This window comes from Streptomyces sp. HD (genome assembly GCF_028369295.1).
In the GTDB taxonomy this organism is placed as follows: Bacteria; Actinomycetota; Actinomycetes; order Streptomycetales; family Streptomycetaceae; genus Streptomyces.
This window is the reverse complement of sequence record NZ_JAQMYP010000080.1, coordinates 14,206-36,254: the sequence shown is the minus strand read 5'-3', so window position 1 is coordinate 36,254 and position 22,049 is coordinate 14,206. Positions and strand designations below refer to the sequence as shown.

At 70.1% G+C, this 22,049-nt stretch carries 18 protein-coding genes and 2 pseudogenes; 12 read left to right on the top strand and 8 right to left on the bottom strand.

Annotated elements, in window-relative coordinates:
* On the bottom strand, positions 1–219 hold a 219-nt coding region (locus POF73_RS42765; RefSeq protein WP_272124816.1), incomplete at its 3' end, for an alpha-L-fucosidase.
* Positions 220–703: 484 nt separating this feature from the next.
* Positions 704–1,648 carry a LysR family transcriptional regulator gene (locus POF73_RS42760; protein ID WP_272124815.1) on the bottom strand — a complete coding sequence of 315 codons (945 nt, stop codon included), beginning with the start codon at positions 1,646–1,648 and terminating at the stop codon, positions 704–706.
* A 109-nt stretch (positions 1,649–1,757) separates the two neighbouring features.
* Between POF73_RS42760 and POF73_RS42755 the strand changes: the two genes are divergently transcribed.
* From POF73_RS42755 to POF73_RS42745, 3 genes are all read left to right on the top strand, one after another.
* On the top strand, positions 1,758–2,675 hold the full coding sequence (locus POF73_RS42755) for an NAD(P)H-binding protein (RefSeq protein WP_272124814.1): 918 nt from the start codon (positions 1,758–1,760) through the stop codon (positions 2,673–2,675).
* Positions 2,665–3,030 (top strand): darcynin family protein, encoded by a 366-nt coding sequence (locus POF73_RS42750; protein WP_272124813.1) that lies wholly within the window; start codon positions 2,665–2,667, stop codon positions 3,028–3,030. Before POF73_RS42755 ends, POF73_RS42750 begins: the two co-directional genes overlap by 11 nt.
* 74 nt (positions 3,031–3,104) lie before the next feature.
* Positions 3,105–3,878 (top strand): TIGR03084 family metal-binding protein, encoded by a 774-nt coding sequence (locus POF73_RS42745; protein ID WP_272124812.1) that lies wholly within the window; start codon positions 3,105–3,107, stop codon positions 3,876–3,878.
* A gap of 9 nt (positions 3,879–3,887) precedes the next feature.
* Here the strand turns inward: POF73_RS42745 and POF73_RS42740 are convergent, their stop codons facing one another.
* A complete protein-coding gene (locus POF73_RS42740; RefSeq protein ID WP_443049745.1) occupies positions 3,888–6,080 on the bottom strand; it encodes an MMPL family transporter in 2,193 nt (730 codons plus the stop codon).
* 338 nt (positions 6,081–6,418) lie between these two features.
* On the opposite strand from POF73_RS42740, the gene POF73_RS42735 reads away from it, so the two are divergent.
* Positions 6,419–7,576, top strand: coding sequence for a sensor histidine kinase (locus tag POF73_RS42735; RefSeq protein WP_272124811.1), 1,158 nt, complete (start codon positions 6,419–6,421; stop codon positions 7,574–7,576).
* The gene (locus tag POF73_RS42730; protein WP_272124810.1) at positions 7,573–8,244 is read left to right on the top strand and encodes a response regulator; all 672 of its coding nucleotides are present in this window, start codon (positions 7,573–7,575) and stop codon (positions 8,242–8,244) included. Before POF73_RS42735 ends, POF73_RS42730 begins: the two co-directional genes overlap by 4 nt.
* On the opposite strand, the gene POF73_RS42725 is transcribed toward POF73_RS42730, so the two are convergent.
* On the bottom strand, positions 8,241–9,155 hold the full coding sequence (locus tag POF73_RS42725) for a discoidin domain-containing protein (protein ID WP_272124809.1): 915 nt from the start codon (positions 9,153–9,155) through the stop codon (positions 8,241–8,243). The genes POF73_RS42730 and POF73_RS42725 overlap by 4 nt on opposite strands.
* Before the next feature lie 265 nt (positions 9,156–9,420).
* On the opposite strand from POF73_RS42725, the pseudogene POF73_RS46430 reads away from it, so the two are divergent.
* Positions 9,421–9,735, top strand: a pseudogene (locus POF73_RS46430) (hypothetical protein); the annotation flags it as partial.
* Positions 9,736–9,901: 166 nt separating this feature from the next.
* Here POF73_RS46430 and POF73_RS42720 read toward each other — a convergent pair.
* Complete coding sequence (locus POF73_RS42720) at positions 9,902–10,489, bottom strand: TetR/AcrR family transcriptional regulator (RefSeq protein ID WP_272124808.1); 588 nt, start codon at positions 10,487–10,489, stop codon at positions 9,902–9,904.
* Between the two features lie 230 nt (positions 10,490–10,719).
* Here POF73_RS42720 and POF73_RS42715 point away from each other — a divergent pair, with 230 nt between their 5' ends.
* On the top strand, positions 10,720–13,932 hold the full coding sequence (locus POF73_RS42715; RefSeq protein WP_272124807.1) for a bifunctional cytochrome P450/NADPH--P450 reductase: 3,213 nt from the start codon (positions 10,720–10,722) through the stop codon (positions 13,930–13,932).
* A 196-nt stretch (positions 13,933–14,128) separates the two neighbouring features.
* The gene (locus POF73_RS42710; protein WP_272124806.1) at positions 14,129–15,325 is read left to right on the top strand and encodes an MFS transporter; all 1,197 of its coding nucleotides are present in this window, start codon (positions 14,129–14,131) and stop codon (positions 15,323–15,325) included.
* Between the two features lie 29 nt (positions 15,326–15,354).
* Here POF73_RS42710 and POF73_RS42705 read toward each other — a convergent pair.
* A pseudogene (locus POF73_RS42705) lies at positions 15,355–15,816 on the bottom strand (nSTAND1 domain-containing NTPase); the annotation flags it as partial.
* 35 nt (positions 15,817–15,851) lie between these two features.
* On the opposite strand from POF73_RS42705, the gene POF73_RS42700 reads away from it, so the two are divergent.
* From POF73_RS42700 to POF73_RS42685, 4 genes are all read left to right on the top strand, one after another.
* Positions 15,852–16,109 carry a hypothetical protein gene (locus POF73_RS42700; RefSeq protein ID WP_272124805.1) on the top strand — a complete coding sequence of 86 codons (258 nt, stop codon included), beginning with the start codon at positions 15,852–15,854 and terminating at the stop codon, positions 16,107–16,109.
* Between the two features lie 461 nt (positions 16,110–16,570).
* Entirely contained in the window at positions 16,571–17,917 is a 1,347-nt protein-coding gene (locus POF73_RS42695; protein ID WP_272124804.1) for a flavin-containing monooxygenase, read from the top strand.
* On the top strand, positions 17,914–18,792 hold the full coding sequence (locus POF73_RS42690; protein ID WP_272124803.1) for an SDR family NAD(P)-dependent oxidoreductase: 879 nt from the start codon (positions 17,914–17,916) through the stop codon (positions 18,790–18,792). The genes POF73_RS42695 and POF73_RS42690 overlap by 4 nt, the downstream gene beginning before the upstream one ends.
* Positions 18,789–20,219, top strand: coding sequence for an aldehyde dehydrogenase family protein (locus tag POF73_RS42685; RefSeq protein WP_272124802.1), 1,431 nt, complete (start codon positions 18,789–18,791; stop codon positions 20,217–20,219). Before POF73_RS42690 ends, POF73_RS42685 begins: the two co-directional genes overlap by 4 nt.
* Positions 20,220–20,271: 52 nt before the next feature.
* Here the strand turns inward: POF73_RS42685 and POF73_RS42680 are convergent, their stop codons facing one another.
* Positions 20,272–21,333 carry an AraC family transcriptional regulator gene (locus POF73_RS42680; protein ID WP_272124818.1) on the bottom strand — a complete coding sequence of 354 codons (1,062 nt, stop codon included), beginning with the start codon at positions 21,331–21,333 and terminating at the stop codon, positions 20,272–20,274.
* 332 nt (positions 21,334–21,665) lie between these two features.
* Positions 21,666–22,001 carry a hypothetical protein gene (locus tag POF73_RS42670; protein ID WP_272124801.1) on the bottom strand — a complete coding sequence of 112 codons (336 nt, stop codon included), beginning with the start codon at positions 21,999–22,001 and terminating at the stop codon, positions 21,666–21,668.
* Between the last annotated feature and the right edge of the window lie 48 nt (positions 22,002–22,049).

Genomic DNA, 22,049 nt, shown 5'->3' with positions numbered 1-22,049 from the left:
CGGGACGCTGAAGACGCCCCAGTGGAAGTAGATCCCGAACTTCGCGTCCTGGAACCACTCCGGGGCCGGCGGGTGCTGGTCGACCGAGTTCCAGTCGGGTGTGTACGGGCTGGGCGCCGCCTGGGCGGTACCGGCACCGAACACGCCTCCGGCAACGTCCGCCGCGGCCGCGCAGGTGGCATCGGCCAGGAAGTGGCGTCCGTTGATCGAACTCGACATGGAGACATCCCTGATACGGAAGGGGACAGGGGGAATGCAGGCCCACGCATGAAGGTCGGCCATGTCGCCCTGGGATGTCAACCAGCGTGCAGGGATGAAAAGCGCTCTCCAGTCAGGTTATTGACACTATTTATTCGCTTTCGAGGCGGACTGAGACTGCTCAGACATGGCATGTCTAGTAGGCGCCTCATGGTCGGATCGCATCATCGAGCGGCGAAGATTGATGGGATTGATCGCACGCCCCGTGCGCCACTCTTTCGCTCCCGCGTGGGGCGCGACCCGGATCTTCAACGCGCTGTCCACCCGTGACGCCGCCCTCCCCTTCGGGTCGGCAACGGGGAATTGCGGGACAGTCCCAAGGCTCGGCCTGCCCTCTTCGGTGTGGGTCAGACGGAGTCGACGTCACTGGTGTCCCGCCGACGCTCAGGAGACGGCGATGATCCAAGGCGCTGACGGGCCACGGATCCGCCGCGCCTGCCGGGGGCTATTCCTCGCAGGTCGGACGGAGTGTCCGGCGCACGGCGCCACGCAGCCAGTGGTGGGCCCCGTCGGCGGTGTGGCGCGGGTGCCAGGCCATTCCGATCGTCAGTGGTGGCAGTGGCAGCGGGATGTCCAGCAGGCGCAGTCCCAGTGCGTGCGCCGGGTCGGTGAGTGGCGACGGGGGCTCGCCCGGCAGTGCGGTCGGCACCAGGCAGACCACGTCGCCGACTGCGGCCAGCGTCATCGCTGCCAGATGTCCGGGCAGGACGGTGCTGACCCGCCGGCTGAGCCCTTGCTCGGCCAGGGCCGCGTCCAGCGGGCCGGTGAAGCGTCCCCGTCGGCTGACCGTCACATGCTCGGCCGCGGCCAGCCTGGCGGGTGTAAGGGTTCCTTCGGTGAGCGGGTGCCCGGACCTGACGCCGGCCGCCATCCGCAGCGTGACCAGCTCTTCGACCCGGGTCTCCGGGTCGACGTGGTCGATGGCCCCGATCTCCAGGTCGATCCGGCCCTCGCGCAGCGCGGGGCCGGCCTCCCATTCCTCGGCCAGTATCCGCAGCGAGACGCCCGGCGCCTGGCGTCGGGCCCTCCCGAGAAGGCCCGGCGCCAGCGCCGCGCCGACCAGGTCGGCGGCCTGGACGGTGAAGGTGCGTCGCAGCGCGGCGAGGTCGATCCCGCCGCTCGGGGTGAGCAGTGCCTCCAGCCGGCGCACCACCGCGGTGGCCTCGTCCCGCAGCGCCTCGGCGCGGGGTGTGGGCACCATCGCCTGTCCTGCCCGCACCAGCAGCGGATCCTGGAGCACCCGGCGCAGCCGGGCCAATGTGCGGCTCATCGCCGCGGGTGACGTGTGCAGCCGGGCGGCGGCCCGGGTGACGCTCTGCTCGGTCAGCAGGGCGTCGAGGGCGACGGCGAGGTTGGCGTCGAGGTTCGGGGTTGTGCTGCTCACCGGCATTATTCCGTTTCAGACAACGATTGGATGCTGAAGTTCCCATTGTGGCAACGCCGTTGGCGTCAGCACGATGAAGGGGCGTACCAAATCCGATCCAGACCGCGAGGTTTTCATGATCGTCATTACCGCCCCGACGGGGAACATCGGCCGACGGCTGCTGTCACTGCTGGTCGAGGCCGCGCCCGCACGCGGAGAGGAGTTGCGCGTCGTGGTCCGCGATCCTGCACGGCTCCCCGAGGCCGTGCGCGGACAGGTCGAGGTGGTCACCGGCTCGCACGGTGACGCCACGACCGTCGAGCGCGCCTTCGCCGGGGCCGACGCCGTCTTCTGGCTGGTGCCGCCGGACGCTTCGGTCACGCCCGACGAGGCGTACAGCGGCTTCACCCGCCCGGCCGCGCGGGCGTTCGCCGCCCACGGCGTCGGCCACGTCGTCGGCGTCTCGGCGCTCGGCCGCGGCACCCCGCTCGCCGACCGGGCCGGGCTCGTCACCGCATCCCTGGCCATGGACGACCTGATCGCCGACTCCGGCGTCGCCTACCGCGCCCTGGCCAACCCGTCCTTCTTCGAGAACCTGCTGGAGGAGGCCGACTCGATCCGCGAGAACGGCGTCTTCACCGACACCGTCGCCGCGGACCGTCCGGCCCCGCTGGTGGCCGTCGCGGACATCGCCGCGACGGCGGCCGGGCTGCTGCTGGACCGCTCCTGGAACGGCGTCGGCAGTGTTCCGGTGCTCGGCCCGCAGGACCTGTCGCCCAACGACCTGGCCCGCATCATGACCGAGGAGCTGGGCCGTCCGGTCCGCTACCGGCGCCGACCGCTGGACGAGCTGCGGTCCGCCCTGCTCGGCCACGGCCTCAACGAGGCGTTCGTCGAGGGCATGGTCGACATGAAGCGCGCCAAGGACCAGGGCCTGGACTCGGGCGTCGACCGCTCGCCGCAGGCGGGCCCGGCCATCGGATTCGCGCAGTGGTGCGCGCAGACTCTCAAGCCCGCCGTCCTCGCCACGCCGGAGGCAGTCGATGCCCACTGACCGAACCGAGCCGCCGGTCACCGCGTTCATGTTGGTCAAGACCACGCCCGAGTGGCTGGCGATGCCCGTGGCCGAACGCGTCCATGCCTTCACAACCCAGGTCGTCCCGGTGATCGAGGCCCGCACCCGCGGTGTCCGCTCCCGCTTCTACGACACGGAGTTCTACTCTGCGAGGGTCACCGACATCTGGGTCTGGGAGGCGGACGACCACGACGCCTACCGGCTGTTGATCGACGCGTTGCGCGAGACCCCCTTCTGGGACCGCTACTTCGAGGTCGTCGACCTGCTCGTGGGCACCGAGAACGGCTACGCCCGCACCTACGACCTGGAGCCGGTGGCCACCCTCGCCACCTGACGCTCCGCCCGGGACGTTCAAAACGCCCCGCCCGACGGGGCATCCGTTGCTGTCAATCCATGAAGGTGACACGGATGTTGGACTACGGCCTTGACCTGTCCGCTGTGGAGCACGACCTTGCTCTGCCCGATTTGGTGGCTGAAGGCGACGAACTCGACGCCTTGGTATCAGCGCAGATCGACTGGACCAAGTCCACACCGGCAGCGGGATGGACGATCGCTCACCAGATCGCCCATCTCGCTTCGGCTGATGCGAATGTTCTCGTCGCCGTCCGAACACCGGACGCATTCGGCGCCGTGCTGAAGAAGGCAGAGGCCGCAGGCAGCCAGTACGCCGATCTCGACGCTGCCGCGGGAGCGGCCAAACCGCGATCAGTACTGCTGGAACAGTGGCGAGCCGGCCGAACCGAGGTAGTCGCGGCGCTACGTGGCATTCCACTGGACCATGGGTTTCCGTGGTACGGCTCACGGCTGACCGCGGCGCTCATGGTGCCGCTTCGACTCATGGAAACGTGGGCTCACGGGCAGGACATCTTCGATGCACTGGGTGTCTCACGCCGTCCCACCGGTCGGCTCCACCATGTGGCCTCCTTGGGAGTGATAGGGCGGGAGCTGTCGTTCCACGCTGCCCAGTTGCCTGTTCCGTCAGAGCCGTTCCGAGTCGAGCTGACCGGTCCCGACGGTCCAACCTGGGCATGGGGCCCGGAAGATGCCGTGCAGCGGGTGCAGGGCAGCGCCCTCGACTTCTGCCTTCGAGTCACCCGGCGCAGGTCCCGAACCGAAACCGACCTCACGGCGGTTGGCGAGGATGCGCAGAAGTGGCTTGATATCGCTCGCGTTTTCCTCTGAGCGCCGATTTCAGACCGACGAGTCCTGACCGGGGCGTTCGATGGACATGGTGGGCAGCTTTCGGGCGAGCGGGGCGGGCAGCCACCAGGCCCACTTGCCCAGCATCTGCATGACGGCCGGGACGATGAGGCAGCGGATGACCACCGCGTCGAGCAGGATTGCGACCGCCAGGCCGAGTCCGAACTGCTGGAGCATGCGGTCGGAGCTGAGCACGAAGGCGGCGAAGACCACGATCATGATGGCGGCGGCCGCGGTGATCACCTTGCCGGTGGAGGCCAGTCCTTCGCGCACGGAGTGTGAGTGGTCACGGGTGCGTGTCCATTCTTCGTGGATGCGCGAGACGAGGAAGACCTCGTAGTCCATGGAGAGGCCGAAGACGATCGCGAAGATGAGTGCCGGGATGAACGCTTCGACCGGTCCTGGCTGGGCTCCGAACCAGCCGTGCTGGAAGACCAGGGTGATCACTCCGAGCGCGGCGGAGATGGACAGCAGGTTCAGGACGGCCGCCTTGACGGGGATCCAGACGGAGCGGAAGACCAGCAGCAGAAGGAGTGAGGAGACACCGACGACGACGGCGACGAACAGGGGCAGTCGGTCGGCGAGGGTTTCGGAGACATCCTGCGACGCCGCGGTGGCGCCACCCACCAGGATGTCCGCGCCGGTCGCGTGCTCCAACGTCGGGGCGACGTCCTCGCGCAGGTGGTGTACGAGGTCGACGGTGCCTTCGTCCTGCGGGGACGTCGTCGGGTAGACGAACACGGTGGACAAGGCGCCGTCCTGAGAGGGCAGCGCGGGGCTGGCTTCGGCAACGCCGTCGGTCCTGGACAGCTCACTTCGGACCGTACGTCCGGCGGTCCGGTCGCCCTCGACCAGGACGATCAGCGGCCCGTTGAAACCGGGGCCGAAGCCCTCGGCGAGCAGGTCGTACGCCTGGCGCGAGGTGGTGGCCTCGGGGTCGTTGCCGGAGTCGGCGAAGCCCAGGCGCATGGTCAGTGCCGGCGCCGACAGGGCCAGCAGGGAGACGGCACCCACCAGCAGCGTGGTGATCGGGCGGCGCTGCACGACGCGGGCCATCGCGCGCCAGCCGTTGCCCTCGGTCCTGCCCTTCTCGGCGGTCTTGGCCGCCTGCCTGCGGACATGGCGCTGGATGCGCCGGCCGAACAGCGCGAGCAGCGCCGGCAGCAGCACCAGGGAGGCGGCCATGGTGATCAGCACGGTGATCGCCACGGCGAGGGCGATGCCCTGTAGAGAACCCAGTCCGAGGGCTACCAGCCCCAGCAGGGCGACGATGACGGTGCAACCGGCGAAGAAGACGGTGCGGCCGGCGGAGTCAAGGGCCTTGCGGCCTGCCTCGGCCGGCTGGACGCCGTTCAGGAGTTCCTGGCGGTAGCGGTAGAAGATCAGCAGGGCGTAGTCGACGCCGACACCGAGGCCGACCAACATCAGAATCGGCGGGGTGAAGTCGGCGACCGTGAACATGTGTGAGGCCAGGGCGATCAGGCCGATCGCCCCGCCGACCGCGAACAGAGCGGTGATCAGTGGCAGGGACGCCGCCAGCACGGAGCCGAAGAGCAGGACGAGGATGACCAACGCGGCCACGACGCCCGCGAGTTCGGCGGTGGGGGCTTCCTTGTCCTCCGCGTTGCGGGCGGCCTCGCCGCCGACTTCGACCTGAAGGCGGTCGGTTTCGATGCTCTGGGCGGCGTCGATGATCTCCGCGACGTCCTCCCTGGGGACGTCCTCGGTCTTGCCGTCCAGCGTGACGGTCGCGTAGGCGATCGTGCCGTTCTCGGACACGGCTGCGGCATCGGCGAACGGGCTGCGCACATCGGCGACCCCTGCCATGTGCCGCACCTTGCCCAGCATCGGTTCGACCGTGTCCTTGGCGCCGTTGACGCCGCCGGTGTCCTTGAACACGATCTCGACGCTGTCACCGGCCTGGTCGCTGCCGTGCTCCTTGAACAGGTCGGTCGCCGTCTGGGAATCGGTGCCCGGCAGGGAGAAGTCATTCCTGTACGCGGAGCCGGCGGCCATGGAGCCCACGGTGATGGCAGCCACCACCGCCACCCAGAGCACGATCGCGGCCCAGCGATGGCGCTGCGCCCAACCGGCCATGGCGCCGAACCGTCCGATGCGCGGAGGATCGGCCTGCTCGGGCGTGGGCGGGGCGAGGGACGCGGCTGAGCCGCGAGGGAAAGACACGATGCCTACCTCGAATTCGATCGAGTGTCGTCGGGAGTCACAGCCACGCCCACCGCCGTGCCGGCCGGTGCAGACACCACGGATCGCCACCGCGGCGAACAAGAGCGTCGACGGTGATCGATGGACGAAGGCATGCCCTCGATCGTGCAGGCGCCCCACGGCCCGGGGCGTCTGCCCACGGCTGACACCGGCCCGTACCCCGGCGGTGGTACGAACGGCTGCCGCGTACACCCGGGGATGTACGTGCCGGAGCTCCCATGGACATCCCTGGCAGACACCTTGGCGCACAAACGGGCATACGGAGACGGGCGCACCAGCGGCGCACGCAGAATGAGGGGGTGCCACGTTTCGATCCGACCCGACTCCGCCTGCCCGGCGGCTCCGGCGCAGACCTGTTGCTCGTTTCGGCCGTGCTGGTGCTTGCGGGTGTGGCCGAAGGGCAGCGACTGGGCCCCGACGGGCACGCGACCCCCTCACTGATCGCCTCCTGGCTGCTGGTCATGGCGCTGTGCGGCGCGCTGCTACTGCGGCGCCGCCACCCGGTCGCGGTGGGCTGGTGCACGGTGGTGGGCACCGGCCTCTACTACCTGCTGAGCACGGTGGACGGCCCGCTGGTCCTCGTACCGATCGCGGCGCTGTACCCACTCGCGTCCCAAGGCCGCCTCCGGGCAGCCGTCGCCATGGCCACAGTGATGGTCATCGGTGTCGGTGCCGGCGCCCTGTCAGGCACCAGCGACGTCAACGGGACGGCCGTGTTCATGCTCACCGGCTGGCTGATCGCCATCCTGGCCCTGGGCGCCATGCGCCACGGACGGGCCGCCCACATCGAGGAAGAGGCCCGCCTGCGAGCAACACAGGAGCGGCTGCGCATCGCCCGCGAGCTGCACGACGTCATCGGCCACAACATGTCGATGATCAACGTGCAGGCGTCGGCCGCACTGCACCGGCTGAAGAAGGACCCAGGCCAAGCCGAAGGCGCCCTGGCCGCGATCAAGGAAAGCAGCAAGGAGGGCCTGCGGGAACTGCGCACCACCCTTGGCGTGCTGCGCCAGGTCGACGAGGAGGCGCCCACCGTGCCAACACCCGGGCTGGCCAGGATCGACGACCTGATCGCCTCCGCCGAGCGGGCAGGTCTCCAGGTACGGCTCGAAAGCAACGAGCCAAGGACTCACCTGCCCGCCGCAGTCGACCTCGCTGCCTACCGCATCGTGCAGGAAGCCCTGACCAACGCTGTGAAGCACGGCGGCGCAGGACACGTCACCATTCGGCTTGCCTACGAGGAAGAGCAGGTCACGCTCTGGGTGGAGGACGACGGGCGCGGCGCCCCCGCCGGCCGCACCGCCGCGCGTGGCAGCGGCATCGGCGGAATGACAGAACGAGCGCGGGCGCTGGGAGGCACCCTGGCCGTGCGACAGGGTGCCCACGGCGGCTTCGTCGTGCACGCACGGTTGCCGTGTCCCGACCATGACGAACCCACACTGCGGAGCGACAGATGATCAGGGTCCTGCTGGCGGACGACCAGCGACTCGTCCGGGCCGGGATCGGCTCGATCCTCGGGGACGAGGACGACATCGAGGTGGTCGGCGAGGCCGCCGACGGACAGAAGGCCGTCTCCGCATGCCGTGAACTGCAGCCCGATGTGGTGCTGATGGACATCCGCATGCCGGGCACGGACGGACTGGAGGCCGCTCGCACCATCACCACGGACGCGCGCCTGGCGATGGTGAAGGTGGTCATGTTGACCACCTTCGACCTCGACGACTACGTGTACGGGGCACTGCGCGCCGGAGCAACCGGCTTCCTGGTCAAGGACACCGAGCCGGAAGAACTCCTGCACGCCGTGCGGGTGGCCCAACGCGGAGATGCGCTCATCAGCCCCTCCATCACCCGACGGCTCATCGCGGAATTCGCGCGCCGACAGCCACGCGGATCGAAACCGGACACGCGCCTGGACGTCCTCACCGGCCGTGAACGCGAAGTCATGCGACTGGTCGCTGCCGGATGCACCAACGGCGAGATAGCGACCCGCCTGGTTGTCTCCCCGCTGACCGCGAAGACCCACGTCAGCCGCATCATGGCAAAGATCGGCGCCAGGGACCGAGCCCAAGTCGTCGTCCTCGCATACGAGTACGGGATGGTCAGCCCCGGCTGGCTGGCAGACTAGCCGCGCCGGAGGAACGGCGCACCGTGACCCGGGCAGCGCTGCGCAGGTGCCGGCCCCTCAGAGTGCGAGGATCTGCCAGTCCTGGTTGGCCCCGCCGGTGGCAGGCCACCGGATGACCGAGGCCCGTCCGCGGTGGAGGCGTCCTTGACGTCGGCGCGCCAGCCGTTGCGCACGTTGACCAGCCGGAAGGAGCCGTCGCTGTTCGGCACATACCGTGCCTGCGCGCGGAAGACCGTGACCTGCACCTGGCTGGTGCCGATGGTGCCGGTGGTGGCGGTCAGGTCGGCCAGGGTGGTCCAGTTCGTGTTGTCAGTGGAACCCTCGATCCGGTAGCGGTAGTTCGTGGCCGCGGACTCCCAGACGATACGGGTGCCGGTCAGCGACTTCTCCGAGCCAAGGTCCACCTTCAGCCACTGTCCGGTGTCGCCGTTGTTCGCGCACCAGCGAGAGGCGGTTGAACCGTCGGCGGCCTTGGCCGCGGTGTTGCCCTTGGAACTCTCCTCGCTGCTGGCCGTGGCGGTCTGGCCGGCGGCGATGTCGGCAGGTACCACGGATCGGTCCAGCGTGACGCCGATGATGCTGTCCTCAGGGATGCGGGTGCGGCTGATACCGGTGGCCGTCACCTTGCCGTCCGCGCCGGTGGATTGCGCGAGGTCGGCACCCGTGGCGACGTCGAATACGCGGGTGACCTGCGGTACTGGCCGTCCACCGGTTCCCACGGCCCGCCGCGCGTGCCGTAGACGGCCTGGCCGCAGGTGGTCAGGAAGGAGCCGACCCTGCGCACCACGGCGGCCTGGTCGGCGGGGGATGAATTGGCGGGTGCGGATAGGGTTGTTGTCCAGGGCTGAGACGCAATTGCCCAAAGCTGCAGGCTGCTTGTGGTTCATCTCGATCGTCGAGATCCTCGACATGGGATGTATGTACCTCGCGGTAGCGCTTGGCGAGGGCATGCCCGGTACCTACTGTCCTGCGTCGGAACCAAACAGATTTCAACAACCCGTAGCCCTGTTCTTGGGGGCCAATCACCGACTGGGGCGGCGCCAACCAGCAGTGGCAACTCGTCCGCGTCGGTAGCGTCCAGCGGGGTGCTGGCCGGGCCGAATCCGAATGCATCGCACAACACGGTGGCCATCAAGGACTTCTCGATGACCCGCCACAACGGCCCATGGGTGGTCTATGCCTCGGCCGTCGGGTCCGAACTTCGCTTACGGGCTGCAGCAGCACAGTTTCGGTGACTGGTCACAGGCAGGGTCGCCATCACAGGCGTACCAGGATGAGGCGTCGCCCACTACCGCGCCCAGACCAGCCTGGCGAACTTCCCGAACGGCTTCGGCAACAGGAGGCCATCGGCAACAGCACGGGCCGGCGCTACTTCCGGTCCTTCATCTCCACCGGTCTCACCGGCGGCTGGACCCCCTCGCCGACACGTGGGACGAACCCTTCGCCGGGCGTAGCAACGCCACCTTCCCTGGCGGTGCTTGGACCCAGGACATCAGCCACGGAGAGCTGGTCCGCGCCGGCAACGACCAGACCCTGGCCATTGATCCCTGCCGACTGCAGTACGTCTATCAGGGCGTTGGCCCCAACGCCGACGGCTCCGACTGCAATCCACCCGGCGGGGTGCCTGCAGGAGCGCCGGTCCCGCCATGCGGTCACCTCAGGCCATGGCCAGGACGGCTGAGACCAAGGCCCGTAGGCAGACCCCTTCGGCCTCCTCGTCCGGCAGTGAGAGGTGCTGCATCGTCAGTCCGTCGAAGCCTGCGAGGAAGAACCTCGCGATCGTCTTGGCGGGCTGGGCCAGCTGGTGGCCGGTGCGTTCGGCGGCCTCGTTGATCAGCTTCGCCGTCACGGCCAGGACCTCGCTGTAGTGGCCGTGCAATGTCTCTTTCAGGTGCGGTGTGCGCAGGGCGAACATGCTGAGCTCGGACAGCAGCTGGTGCGCCTCGGGCTGTTCGAGCACCGTGCGCCAGAGCGCTTCGGCGAACGTGACCATGGTTTCCTCGAAGCTCGCGTCCGTGGGTGCGGTCCGCTCCACCTGGGCGACCAGGTTCTCGGTGAGCTGCTCCATGACGGCCCGGTACAGGTCTTCCTTCGTTCCGAAGGTGTAGTGCACGGTCGCCTGTGCCACACCCAGCTCGGCGGCGATGGCCCGGGTGCTGCCGGCGGCGACACCTTCCCTGGTCATCAGGTCGATGGCCGCCTTGATCAGTTGCGGGCGGCGCTCCGCCGCGGATACGTGAGCCATGACGGCATCCTATGCGACTCAGTCCAGCGAACAGGTCACTCGACAAAATGCCGCCGTCGCATCTCGCTGCCGCTCCCGTGCCCGCCCTGGCCCCGCCGGACGTTTCAAGGCCTCCAACAGTTCCGTCGATCGACTGTGTCAACCAACACAATCGACCGACATTGTCGAGTGACAAAGTCGTTTGTATGGTTCTGGCCAGCGACAGCCTGCGCCGAACGAAAGGCAAGCCCATGAGTAACGAGACCCTGCGTGGAACCGAGCCGATCCCCCAGCGCCCCGCCCTGCCCTTGGTCGGCCACGCGTTCGACGTCCCCGGTGGTGCCGACGGCCTGCTCCACCTGATGAAGGAAGCCAGGGAACTGGGCCCGCTGTTCAAGCTCCGCATCTTCGGCAGCGAGATCAACTTCGTCTCCGGCCTCGACCTGGTCACCGAGCTGGCGGACGAGAGCCGGTTCCGCAAGAACGTCCACACGGACCTGGTCGAGATCCGCCGCATCGCCGGGGACGGCCTGTTCACCGCCTTCGATCACGAGGCCAACTGGCAGAAGGCGCACGACATCCTGATGCCGGCGTTCTCTCTCGGCGCGATGCGCGGCTATCACGCGACCATGCTCCGGGTCGCCCGCTCGCTGATCACCAAGTGGGACCGGGCCGCCGGAGCGGAGGCCGTGGACGTCCCCGAGGACATGACCCGGCTGACCTTCGACACCATCGGACTGTGCGGCTTCGACTACGACTTCGAGTCGTTCCGGTGCGACGAGCCGCACCCCTTCGTCGACGCGATGTCACGGGCGCTGGCCTTCACCCAGGCCAAGGGCGAGTCCATCCCTGGCACGGAGCTGTTCAAGTGGAAGCAGGCCGAACAGTTCCGCCTGGACGCCGAGCTGATGACGAACCTGGTCGACGAGGTGATCCGGCAGCGCAGGGCCTCCGGTGACAAGAGCACCGACGACCTGCTGGGCCGCATGCTGCACACCCGCGACGAGACGACCGGCGAGCCGCTGGACGACGTCAACATCCGGCACCAGGTGATCACGTTCCTCATCGCCGGGCACGAGACCACCAGCGGGGCCCTCTCCTTCGCCCTCTATTACCTGACCAAGCACCCGGAGGTGCTGGCCCGAGCCCAGGCCGAGGTGGATGCCCTCTGGGGCGACACGGACACGCCCGACCCCGACTACGGGGACATCGGCAAGCTCACGTACATCCGCCAGGTACTCAACGAGAGCCTGCGGCTGTGGCCCACGGCGCCCGCCTTCGCCGTGGAGCCCCTTGAGGACACCGTCATCGGCGGCAAGTACGCCGTGCGCAAGGATGCGACCCTGATGGTGCTCACTCCGGCTCTGCACCGCGACCCCGCCTGGGGCGAGAACGTCGAGTTGTTCGACCCCGAGCGCTTCACACCCGAGCAGGAGGCGGCCCGCCCGGTCCATCTGTTCAAGCCGTTCGGCAGCGGTGAACGCGCCTGTATAGGCCGCCAGTTCGCGCTGCACGAGGCCACCTTGCTGCTCGGCCTGCTGGTGCACCGCTACCGGTTCATCGACCACACCAACTACGAGCTCAAGATCAAGCAGTCGCTCACCATCAAGCCCGACGAGCTCACCCTCAGGCTCGCCCGGCGCACCAGCAACGAGCGTCGTCTGCCCGCCGGCGCCGTGAAAAGCGGCACCGCCGGCCAGGACGGGCCCGCCGTCCGCCGCGCCACCGGCACCGCCCTGACCTTCCTGCACGGCTCCAACCTGGGCACCTGCGCGGGCATCGCCCGCGATCTGGCAGCGGACGGCGACGAGAACGGCTTCGCCCCGTCCGTCACTCCCCTCAACGACGCCGTGGGTCGGCTCTCCGCAGGTGACGGACCGGTGGTGATCGTGGCAGCCTCCTACAACGGCAGGCCCACCGACGACGCCACGGATTTCGTCGCATGGCTGGAGGGACTGGCGCCCGGCGCACTCGACGGCCTCCAGTACGCCGTACTCGGCGTCGGTGACCGCAACTGGGCCGCCACCTACCAGCGCGTCCCCACCCTCATCGACGAGAAACTCACCGCAGCGGGCGCCACCTCACTGCTCGAACGCGGCGCCGCGGACGCCTCCGGCGACTTCGCCGGCACCGTGGACCGCTGGACCGGCGACCTGTGGACCACCCTGCTGGAGCGGTACGGGGCCGTCGCACAAGCGCAGGAGGCCGATTCGGCCGCCGACCAGGAGAGGGGACTGTACGAGCTGGAGGACGCGACCGACTCCGTCACCGGAGGGCTCGCGGCACGGCACGGCGTGCAGCCGATGGAGGTGCTCGACGCGTACGAACTCGTCGACATGGACAACGGGTTGGGCCGCTCCAAGCGATTCCTGAGGCTGCGGCTGCCTGACGGCGTCACCTACCGCACCGGCGACCACCTGGCCGTCCTCCCGAGCAACCCGGGCAGCCTCGTCCAGCGGGTGGCCGACCGCTTCGGCCTCGACCTGGACCGTACGGTCCGGCTGCGCGCCCGTCGCCGCAGCCGCAACGCCCTGCCCGTCGACCGGCCGCTGACCGTGCGCCGCCTGCTGACCGACTTCGTGGAACTGCAGGATCCCGCCACCCAGGAGCAGGTGGCCGTGCTCGCCGAGCACACCGCCTGCCCGCCCGAGAAGCGGCCTCTGGCCGAACTCGCGGCGGCCGCCCCGGAGGCCTTCCACGAGCAGGTGACCGCCGCCGGACGCAGCGTCCTGGACCTGCTGGAGCGCTACCGCGCCTGCGAGCTGCCCTTCGAACGCTTCCTGGAACTGCTGCCCGTCCTGCGCCCGCGCCACTACTCGATCTCCTCGTCCGCCCAAGCGGCACCCGGCGAGGTGGACCTGATGGTGTCGCTGCTCGCCGCGCCCCACCACGGCGGCGAGGGCATGTTCCACGGCATCGCCTCGCACCACCTCCAGACCGTGCAGGCGGGCGACAGCCTCCAGGCCAGGGTGCTGCCCTGCAGCGAGGCCTTCCGCCTGCCGCAGGACGAGTCGGTGCCGGTGATCCTGGTCAGCGCGGGCACCGGTCTGGCGCCCTTCCGCGGTGCGGTCCTCGACCGTCACCACACCCGGTCCACCGGCAAGCTGCTGTGCTACTTCGGCTGCGACCACCCCGACGTCGACTACCTCCACCGTACGGAGTTCGAGGCGGCCGAGGCAGCCGGAGCCGTCAGCATGCGGCCCACCTTCTCCTGCGCCCCCGAGGACGGGGCCCGCTTCGTCCAGGACCGCATCGCGAGGGAGAGCGACGAGGTCTGGGCGGTACTGGAGGCCGGCGGACGCGTCTACATCTGCGGAGACGGCCGTCGCATGGCGCCGGCGGTGCGGGAGGCGTTCATGGCGATCCACCGCAGGTTCACGGGCGCGGGCGACGACGAGGCCACCGCCTGGCTGGCCGACCTGATCGAGTCCGGCCACTACGTGGAAGACGTCTGGGCCGGCTGACCACCCACGGTGCGGTGGCAGACGAGCACCGCACCGCATCCCCGATCGACGGGCCGCCGACGTCCGACTCGTCCGTGGCCCGTACCTCGAAACGCGGCTCATCCCCCCCGATTCGTGAGGCTCTCATGCTTGTTGCACACTCGGCACACCGCCGAGGAACGCCGGTAGTCCCCAACTCCTCGCCGAGGAGGGGCTGGTGAACGCCCGAGGCGGCGCCGCCCTGACCTTCGGCGTGGCGGTGGCGCTCATCGCCGGAATCACCCTCGGCAGCGGCGGGGCGAACGTGATGCCCGTGTTCGTCGACGACTTCGCGTCCCGCTTCCGGCTGTCGGACTCCGGCGCCGGGCTCGTGGCCGCGACCCAGCTGATGGCCACGGCGGTCGTGACGCTGCTACTGGCCAAACGGGCCGCACGGCCGGGGCGGGTGCTGATGACGCGCTTCGGTCTGGCCCTCGCCGGAGCGGGATTCCTCGGAGCAACGGCGGCCACGGGCCCGGTGACCCTGGTCCTGGCCAACCTGGTCCTCGGCGCGGGGCTCGGCGCGGTCTACGCGGCGGCCACGGCGGCACTCGCCGCCACCGACGACGCCGACAAGGCGTCCGCCGTCACCATCTCCGGCACAGTCGGTGTGACGGCACTGCTCATCATGGGTGTCCCCGCGGCCAACCACGGCCTCGGGGAGGGCACCGGCTTTCTGCTCATGGCGCTGTGCTGCCTCCTCGCCTGGCCACTGATACGCCGGCTCCCGGACGGTGCCGCGACACCGGACGCCGGGCCCGCCGGCGGGGGAGGGGCGAGCGCGGCCAGGCCGTCGGTGGTTCTGCTCCTGGGGACCGCACTCCTGTGGGCCGTCACCCAGGGCGCATGGTCGTACGCCTCGGTCCTGGGCCGCCAGCACACCGGGATGTCCCACTCGGCCGTCTCGGCCGTCCTCGCGATCTCCAGCGTCGTGGCGCTCGTCGGCGCGGTGGTGGGCCCCATAGCGGCGCGGCGCTTCGGACGCATGCGGTCGATGGCCGTCTTCGTCACGGCGCAGGCCCTCGCGATGGCGGTCCTGGTCCTCACCCACGACCCCGTGCTCTTCACCGCCGCGGCCGTCCTCTGGCAGACCTGCCAACTGGCAGTCCTGGTACAGATGCTGGCCGCCGCGGCGCTCATCGACCCGACCGGACGCCTGGTCGCCTCCCTCAGCGGCGCGGGCGCCCTGGGCACCGGCGTCGGACCGCTGGCCGTCGGGGCCGTCCTGGACGACGCCGGGGCGGACGTCCTCGGCCTGGTCCTGGCGCTCGGCACCTTCGTCGCCTCGCTGCCCCTGCTCCGGATGACGGTGACCGGCGCGGAGGCCTCGGCGGAGCGGGGGCTCGCGCCGTCTCCGGCCGCCGACACCGGGTGAGCACTCCAGGCGGGCGTTCGACGACTCGATGCCGTGCGGCACAGGGTGAAGGCCTCCTCGAACTGGTCGACCACGACCCAGCTCTCCGGCTCGTCCTCGGCGGGGGTGAGGAGACGGCCGTACGTCTCGGCCGGCCGCGCCCCGGGCGTGAGCACCCGCAGCACCGCGGGATGCCCGTGCTCGGCCATCGACTCCCGCAGCCGCGGAATCAGCCCGGCCCGCAGCAGCGAGGACTTGCCGCTGCCGGACGGCCCGAACAGCACGGCGAGCCGCTGGTCGCACACCAGCCGCCGCAGGTCCTCGACCATCTGGTCACGGCCGAAGAAGAGGTGCCGGTCGGCAGGTTCGAACCGGGCGAGGCCCCGGTACGGCGAGGGCGCGTCCGCTTCGTCGTCACGCGCCGCGCCCGCGGCCGCCGCCTCCGCTTCCTTCCAGCGCGGCTTCCAGTCCGCGGGGTCGCCCCCGCAGGCCCGGACGTACCCCTCGACCACGGCCCAGGACGGCCAGTGCCGACCAGGTCGACGCCGTGCAGCTCCAGGTCTGCAACAACAACCCCCGGCTGATGACGTTCTTCGTCGTCGGCTTCAACCAGTACCACGAGCAGACCGGTTCACGATTCTGGGAAGTCCAGCCGAACTCCTGCACCACGGCGTGGGACTACTGGTGGCAGTCGGACCGTTCGGTCGAGCTCAACTACCAGCGCTCCGACATCGGCTGGCGCAACACGATCGTGTACATCCCTCGCCAGGACGATGGTGCCACCTGGACCTATTCGACCTCGTGACGGCGCCTCGCCGTGCTGTTCCCGGTCCCGCCCACCGCATGCCGGTCGGCGGGACCTCCTCTTGTCCCGCTTCGCCGAACCCTGCAGTCCGCTTTGATTTACCTGACGGGAGGCGGCTGCCGAACAACCTTCTGCCGGGCAGCGTGAGACGTGGGACCGAGCCGTTCCCGAGTCCCGGCAACCAACCGGCTGGAGAACGCTCGCGTTGTACGCCTTCATCCCCGGCCCCGGGACTACGCGATCACCGGCGTCCGCATCTACCGGACGACGGCGACAATGGCATCCGCGGCCCCCTCGGTCATCACGACCGAGGGGGCCGCGCTCGTTCCCGCGATGGTGGTCCGCGCGGCCGGTCCCTGGCCGCTGTGGTCCCCTCTGTGGCCGCGGAGGTCAGTTCCCGTCGGCCGCGTGGTGCATAGGTTCCCGGCAACACCTGATACATCGGAGAAGGGAGCCGACCGGTGAGTGAGCACCAGGACGACACCTGCGTGATCGGTGCCGGGCCCGCGGGACTGGCGGTCGCGAGGGCGCTGGCCGAGCGGGACCTGCCCTACACGCACATCGAGCGCCACACGGGACCGGGCGGGCTGTGGGACATCGACAACCCGGGCAGCCCGATGTACGAGTCGGCCCACTTCATCTCCAGCAAGAGCCTGTCCGGCTTCGGCGGCTATCCGATGCCGGACCACTTCGCCGACTACCCGCCGCACCGGCAGATCCTGTCCTACCTGACGTCGTTCGCCGAGGCCTACGGACTCAAGGACCGGATCGAGTTCGGCACCGGGGTCCGCAGCGTGGACAAGAACCCGGACGGCACCTGGACGGTCACCCGGGCCGACGGCCGAGCCAGTACGCACCGGCAGGTCGTCGTGTGCACGGGGGCGCAGTGGCACCCCAACGTCCCCGACCTGCCCGGCGACTTCACGGGAGAGGTCCGGCACACGGTCACCTACCGCAGCAGCGCCGAACTGCAGGGCAAGCGGGTGCTGGTGGTGGGTGCGGGGAACTCCGGGCTGGACATCGCATGCGACGCGGCGCGGTCCGCCGACCACGCGGCGATCAGCATGCGCCGTGGTTACTGGTTCATTCCCAAGCACCTGTTCGGCCGCCCGGTGGACACCATCGCCGCGGGCGGACCCCACCTCCCGATGTGGCTCCAGCAGAAGGTGTTCGGCGGCCTGCTGCGGCTCGTCAACGGCGACCCGCGCAGGCTCGGTCTGCAAAAGCCCGACCACAAGCTGTTCGAGACCCACCCGGCCATCAACTCGCTGCTGATCCACCACCTCCAGCACGGGGACATCACGGCCCGGCCCGGCATAGCGCGCGCCGAGGACCGGACGGTCCACTTCACCGACGGCACCAGCGACGACTTCGACCTGATCCTGCTGGCCACGGGGTACGTCCACAAAGTCCCCGTCGCGCAGCGGTACTTCGGCGACGAGCAGCACCCCGACCTCTACCTGTCCTCCTTCTCCCGCGAGCACGACGGCCTGTTCGGCGTCGGCTTCGTGGAGACCAACTCCGGGGCCTACCAGCTCTTCGACAGCCAGGCCCAGTTGATCGCCTCCTTCATCCGGGACGCGAGCGCCGGACTGCCGACCGCCGAGCGGTTCGCCCGCATGATCCGCAGCGACCGGCCGGACCTGACCGGCGGACTGAGGTTCGTCGACTCGCCGCGCCACACCGGCTACGTGCACAGCGACGCCTTCGTGAAGTACCTCGGCAAGGTGGCCGAAGGAATGGGCTGGCGCACCGCGGGCCGGCCGCCCCGGGCAACGTCCGCGCGACAGGAGGCGGTGGCGTCATGACGTACGACTTCCGTGACCGGGTCATCCTGGTGACCGGCGGCGCCGGAGGCATCGGCAGCGCCCTGTGCCACCGCTTCGCGGCAGGCGGTGCCCGCCTCCTCGTGGTCGACATCGACGAGGTGCGGGCCGAGCGGACCGCCGCCGAACTGCCCGGGAGCGGGCATGCCGGGCTGGGCTGCGACCTGCTGGACGGCGCCGCCGTGCAGCGGATGCTCGACGGGGTCGCGGCCACCCACGGGCGTCTCGACGTCCTCGTGAACAACGTGGGCATGACCAGCGCCGAACGGTTCGATGTGCGCAGCGTCGAGAGCATCGAGCGGGAGATCGACGTCAACCTGGTCGCCCCGCTGGTCACGACCCGGCTCGCCGTCCCGCTGCTGCGGGCCTCCGGTGACCCCCGGGTCGTCACGACCGTGTCCCTCGGCGGGATCTTCCCGCTGGGCGAGACCCCGATCTACACCGCCTCGAAGTTCGGGCTGCGCGGCGCGATGCTCGCCATCGGGCTGGACCTCAGGGCCAAGGGCATCCAGGCCGGTTCGGTGCTGCCGTCGGCGACCGACACGCGGATGCTCCGCCAGGAGGCCGTCGAGGGCGGGAACTCCATGCAGTTCCAGGAGGCGCCGCAGCAGCCCTCCGATGTCGTCAGAGCGGTCGTGAGCCTGCTGGACAAGCCCCGCCTGGAGTCCTACGTCCGGACCGGCGAGTCCTGGCTGGTGCGGTTCGCGATGCTGGCGCCGAACCTGCTGCCCAGGCTCTTCCCGTTGTTCCGCAAGCGGGGCGAGCGGGGCATGGCCCGCTATCTGGAGGACCTGCGCCGCAGGGGGCTGGCCCGCCAGGTCGGCGGCGGCCGGTGGGAACTGGTGGAGGAAGCATGAGCCGGACGGGCATCAGAGGCATCGTGAAGACACTCGACGTCGTCAATCCCGCGACGGGTGAACTGATCACGACCGTACCGGCGGCGAGCGAGCAGGACGTCGAGCTGGCGGCCGAGCGGGCCCACAAGGTCTTCGAGAGCGGCGTCTGGGCCGGCCGGTCCCCGCGGGAGCGAGCCGCTGTCCTGCTGCGCCTGGCCGACCTGATGGAGCGTGACGCCGAGCTCCTGGCGCGGCTGGACTGCGAGGACGCGGGCAAGCCGATCACGGAGTGCCGTACGGGAGACGTACCGGCCGCGATCGAGTCGATCCGCTGGTTCGCGGAGGCGGCCGACAAGGTCTTCGGCCGGGTCGCCCCCACCGGGCACGACAGCCTGGGGCTGGTGAGCCGGGAACCGGTCGGGGTGGCCGCCGCGATCCTGCCCTGGAACTACCCGCTGGCCATGGCCGCCTGGAAGGTCGGCCCCGCGCTCGCCGCGGGCACCAGTCTGCTGCTCAAGCCCGCCGAGGCCACCCCGCGCTCCGCCCTGCATCTGGCTGCTCTGGCGGCCGAGGCAGGCCTGCCGGACGGCGCGCTCACCGTCCTGCCCGGCCACGGCACCGTCACCGGTACGGCGCTCGCCCGCAACCCGCTGGTGCGCGCACTGTCGTTCACCGGATCCACCGCCACCGGACGTCGCATCCTGGCCGACGCGGCGGAGACCAACTTCAAGCGGGTCTCCTTGGAGATGGGCGGCAAGAGCCCTCAGATCCTCATGGCGGACGCGCTCGACTACGGCGACGAACTGATCGACAACATGACCGAGGCCGCGTTCCTGACCATGGGGCAGAACTGCACCGCCGGCTCCCGCGTCCTGGTCCACCACAGCATCGCCGAGGAGGTGCTGGACCGGTTCACCGCCGCGGCGGGGAGCCTGGCCATCGGCGATCCCGCCGACGCACGCACCCAGGTGGGGCCGCTCATCAGCCGTGCCGCCTTCGACCGGGTCTCGGCGGCGGTGGACGCGGCCCGCTCCGCCGGAGCCCGCGTCCAAACCGGTGGTCTGCCGCACGGTCTGCCACCGCGCGGTGCCTACTACCCGCCCACCGTGATCAGCCGGGCCCCGGCGGACGGCGACGTACTCACCAAGGAACTGTTCGGCCCGGTCGTCACCGTCCAGACCTTCACCTCGGAGGACGAGGCGGTGCGGTTGGCGAACGCCACCGAATACGGGCTCGCCGCCTCCGTATGGACCCGCGACCTCGACGCGGCGCTCCGGCTCGCGCGGGGTGTCGAAGCCGGGGTGGTCTCCGTCAACGCGTACAGCGAAGGGGACATCAGTACTCCCTTCGGCGGGTGGAAGCAGTCGGGGTTCGGGGGAGCGGAGAAGTCCACCGACGCCTTCGCGCAGTGGACCAGAGAGAAGACCGTCTGGATCCGCACGCGTTGACGGGGCGGGCCGGTGGCCCTGGCCCTGGCCCGGTGGCGCGTGGGCCGTCGCCCTACTGTTCCACGGCGTCCCCGCGCAGCCGGGCCGGGTTCACCCCGTGCCAGCGGTGCACCGCCCGCCGCAGTGCCCGCACGTCGGAGAAACCAGCCTGCCGGGCGATGTCCCGCAGGGTCAGCTCGCGGCGGCGCAGCAGCAGCTCGACCCGCTCGCGGCGCACCCCGTCGACGACCGCCTCGTACGTCGTGCCGCACTCGGCCAGCCGACGGCGCAGCGTGCGCTCGCTCGAAGCGTGCCGTCGGGCCTGCTCGACGAAGGACGGTACGTCGGGCAGGCTCTGCGCGATCGAGATCTCCAGCACCTCCAGCAGGTCCTGCTGATCACGCCTCGACGCCGCCTGCTCTTCCAGGAGCTCCACGACGGCGGAGTAGGTGACCCGGTCGCGGCCCGGCATCGGCCGTCCGGCCCACGCCGTGGGGAACACCAGGCGGTTCCCGACGGCGTCGAAGCGTATCGGGCAGCGGAAGAGCTCCGTGAACGGCCCGGTGTCGCGCGGGGCGGGGAAGGCGAACTCGACGCTCTGCGGGGCGAACTCCTCCCCGGAACTCAGCCGCGTGAGGGCGACGACGCTGGCGAACGCCTCCTCCGCCAGGAAGACCGCGACCGTCGGATCGAGCGCGGGATCGGGCAGCTCGGCCCGCAATGCGTAGCCGGCTTCCTCCGGCCCGGCCGACCAGACCACCATCGCCCCGGACAGGTTCTGGAAGCGCACGCCCGTCTCGATGGCCTCCCGCAGTGTGGCGGCGGCCATCTGGGCGAACCCCAGCAGACCCCAGGAGGTCAGGTGCTGCGCGGCACCCACCCGCAGGCCCAGGTGGGCGTCACCGGTGAGGTCCAACGCACGCCGGATGACGGCACTGCCCTGGCGGTAGGAGACCCGCAGCGCCGCCGAGCGCATCATCGCCTCGTCCAACCCGACCCGGACCAGCTCGGGCCGGAGGTCGACCCCGTACCCCTCGGTGACCGGGGTGAGACAGCGCAGGATGTTCGGCGGGATCGTCGCCGAGGTGCTGCGGTTGGTTCCCGGCGACTGCGCCGGGGCGGGGCTTTCGGGCATGGCGTTCCTCGTGCCGGGTCTTGCTTGCTGCACACACAGTAGAAGGGTTCGCTCGCCGAGGCGCTGATCAAGCCCTTCGTCGAGGGTGTGGACGCGCAGCGAACGGATCGTGCGGGCGGCCTCTTCGGCGTCCGCGTCCTTGGGGGCGACGTGCGGGGCGCCGGCTCGCACGGAACGGCGATCAGTCCGACGTGGTGGGGGACCACTCGTGCATCTCTCGGACCGGCTGGGCTCGTTCGCGGGCGGGCACGGCCCGGGCGTGCAGTGTCCGCATGGCGCGCAGCTGAGCGAGGTGCCCGCCCGGGAGCGTCCCCGGGCGGGCAGGCCTCAGGTCAGGATGACGTGCCGGTCACCGTGCTTCCGGACTTGGTCACCTGGTAGGTCACGGTGGCGCCGCTCCAGAAGTGGAAGGTGAGGTTGACGCGTGTGTTGTCCTTGACCGAATCGAGGAAGGCGGGCTTGAGGCGGATGGCCCTCTTGGCGTAGTCCGGTGCGAAGGCGGAGTTGAACTGCTGGTACGGCGTCCAGTCGGTCGGGCCGGCGTTGCCGCCATCGGCGTACTTGGCCTCCATCGTCGCCAGCTCGTCACCGCGGAACCGCGTGGGGAGGCTGAACGCACCGGTCGTGCCGGTCGTGCTCGACTGGGTCGGGGTGTCGTGGCTGAGCACCTGGATCCGCCATGGGATGCCTCGGGAGAAGGTGGCCTGGAGCGTCGC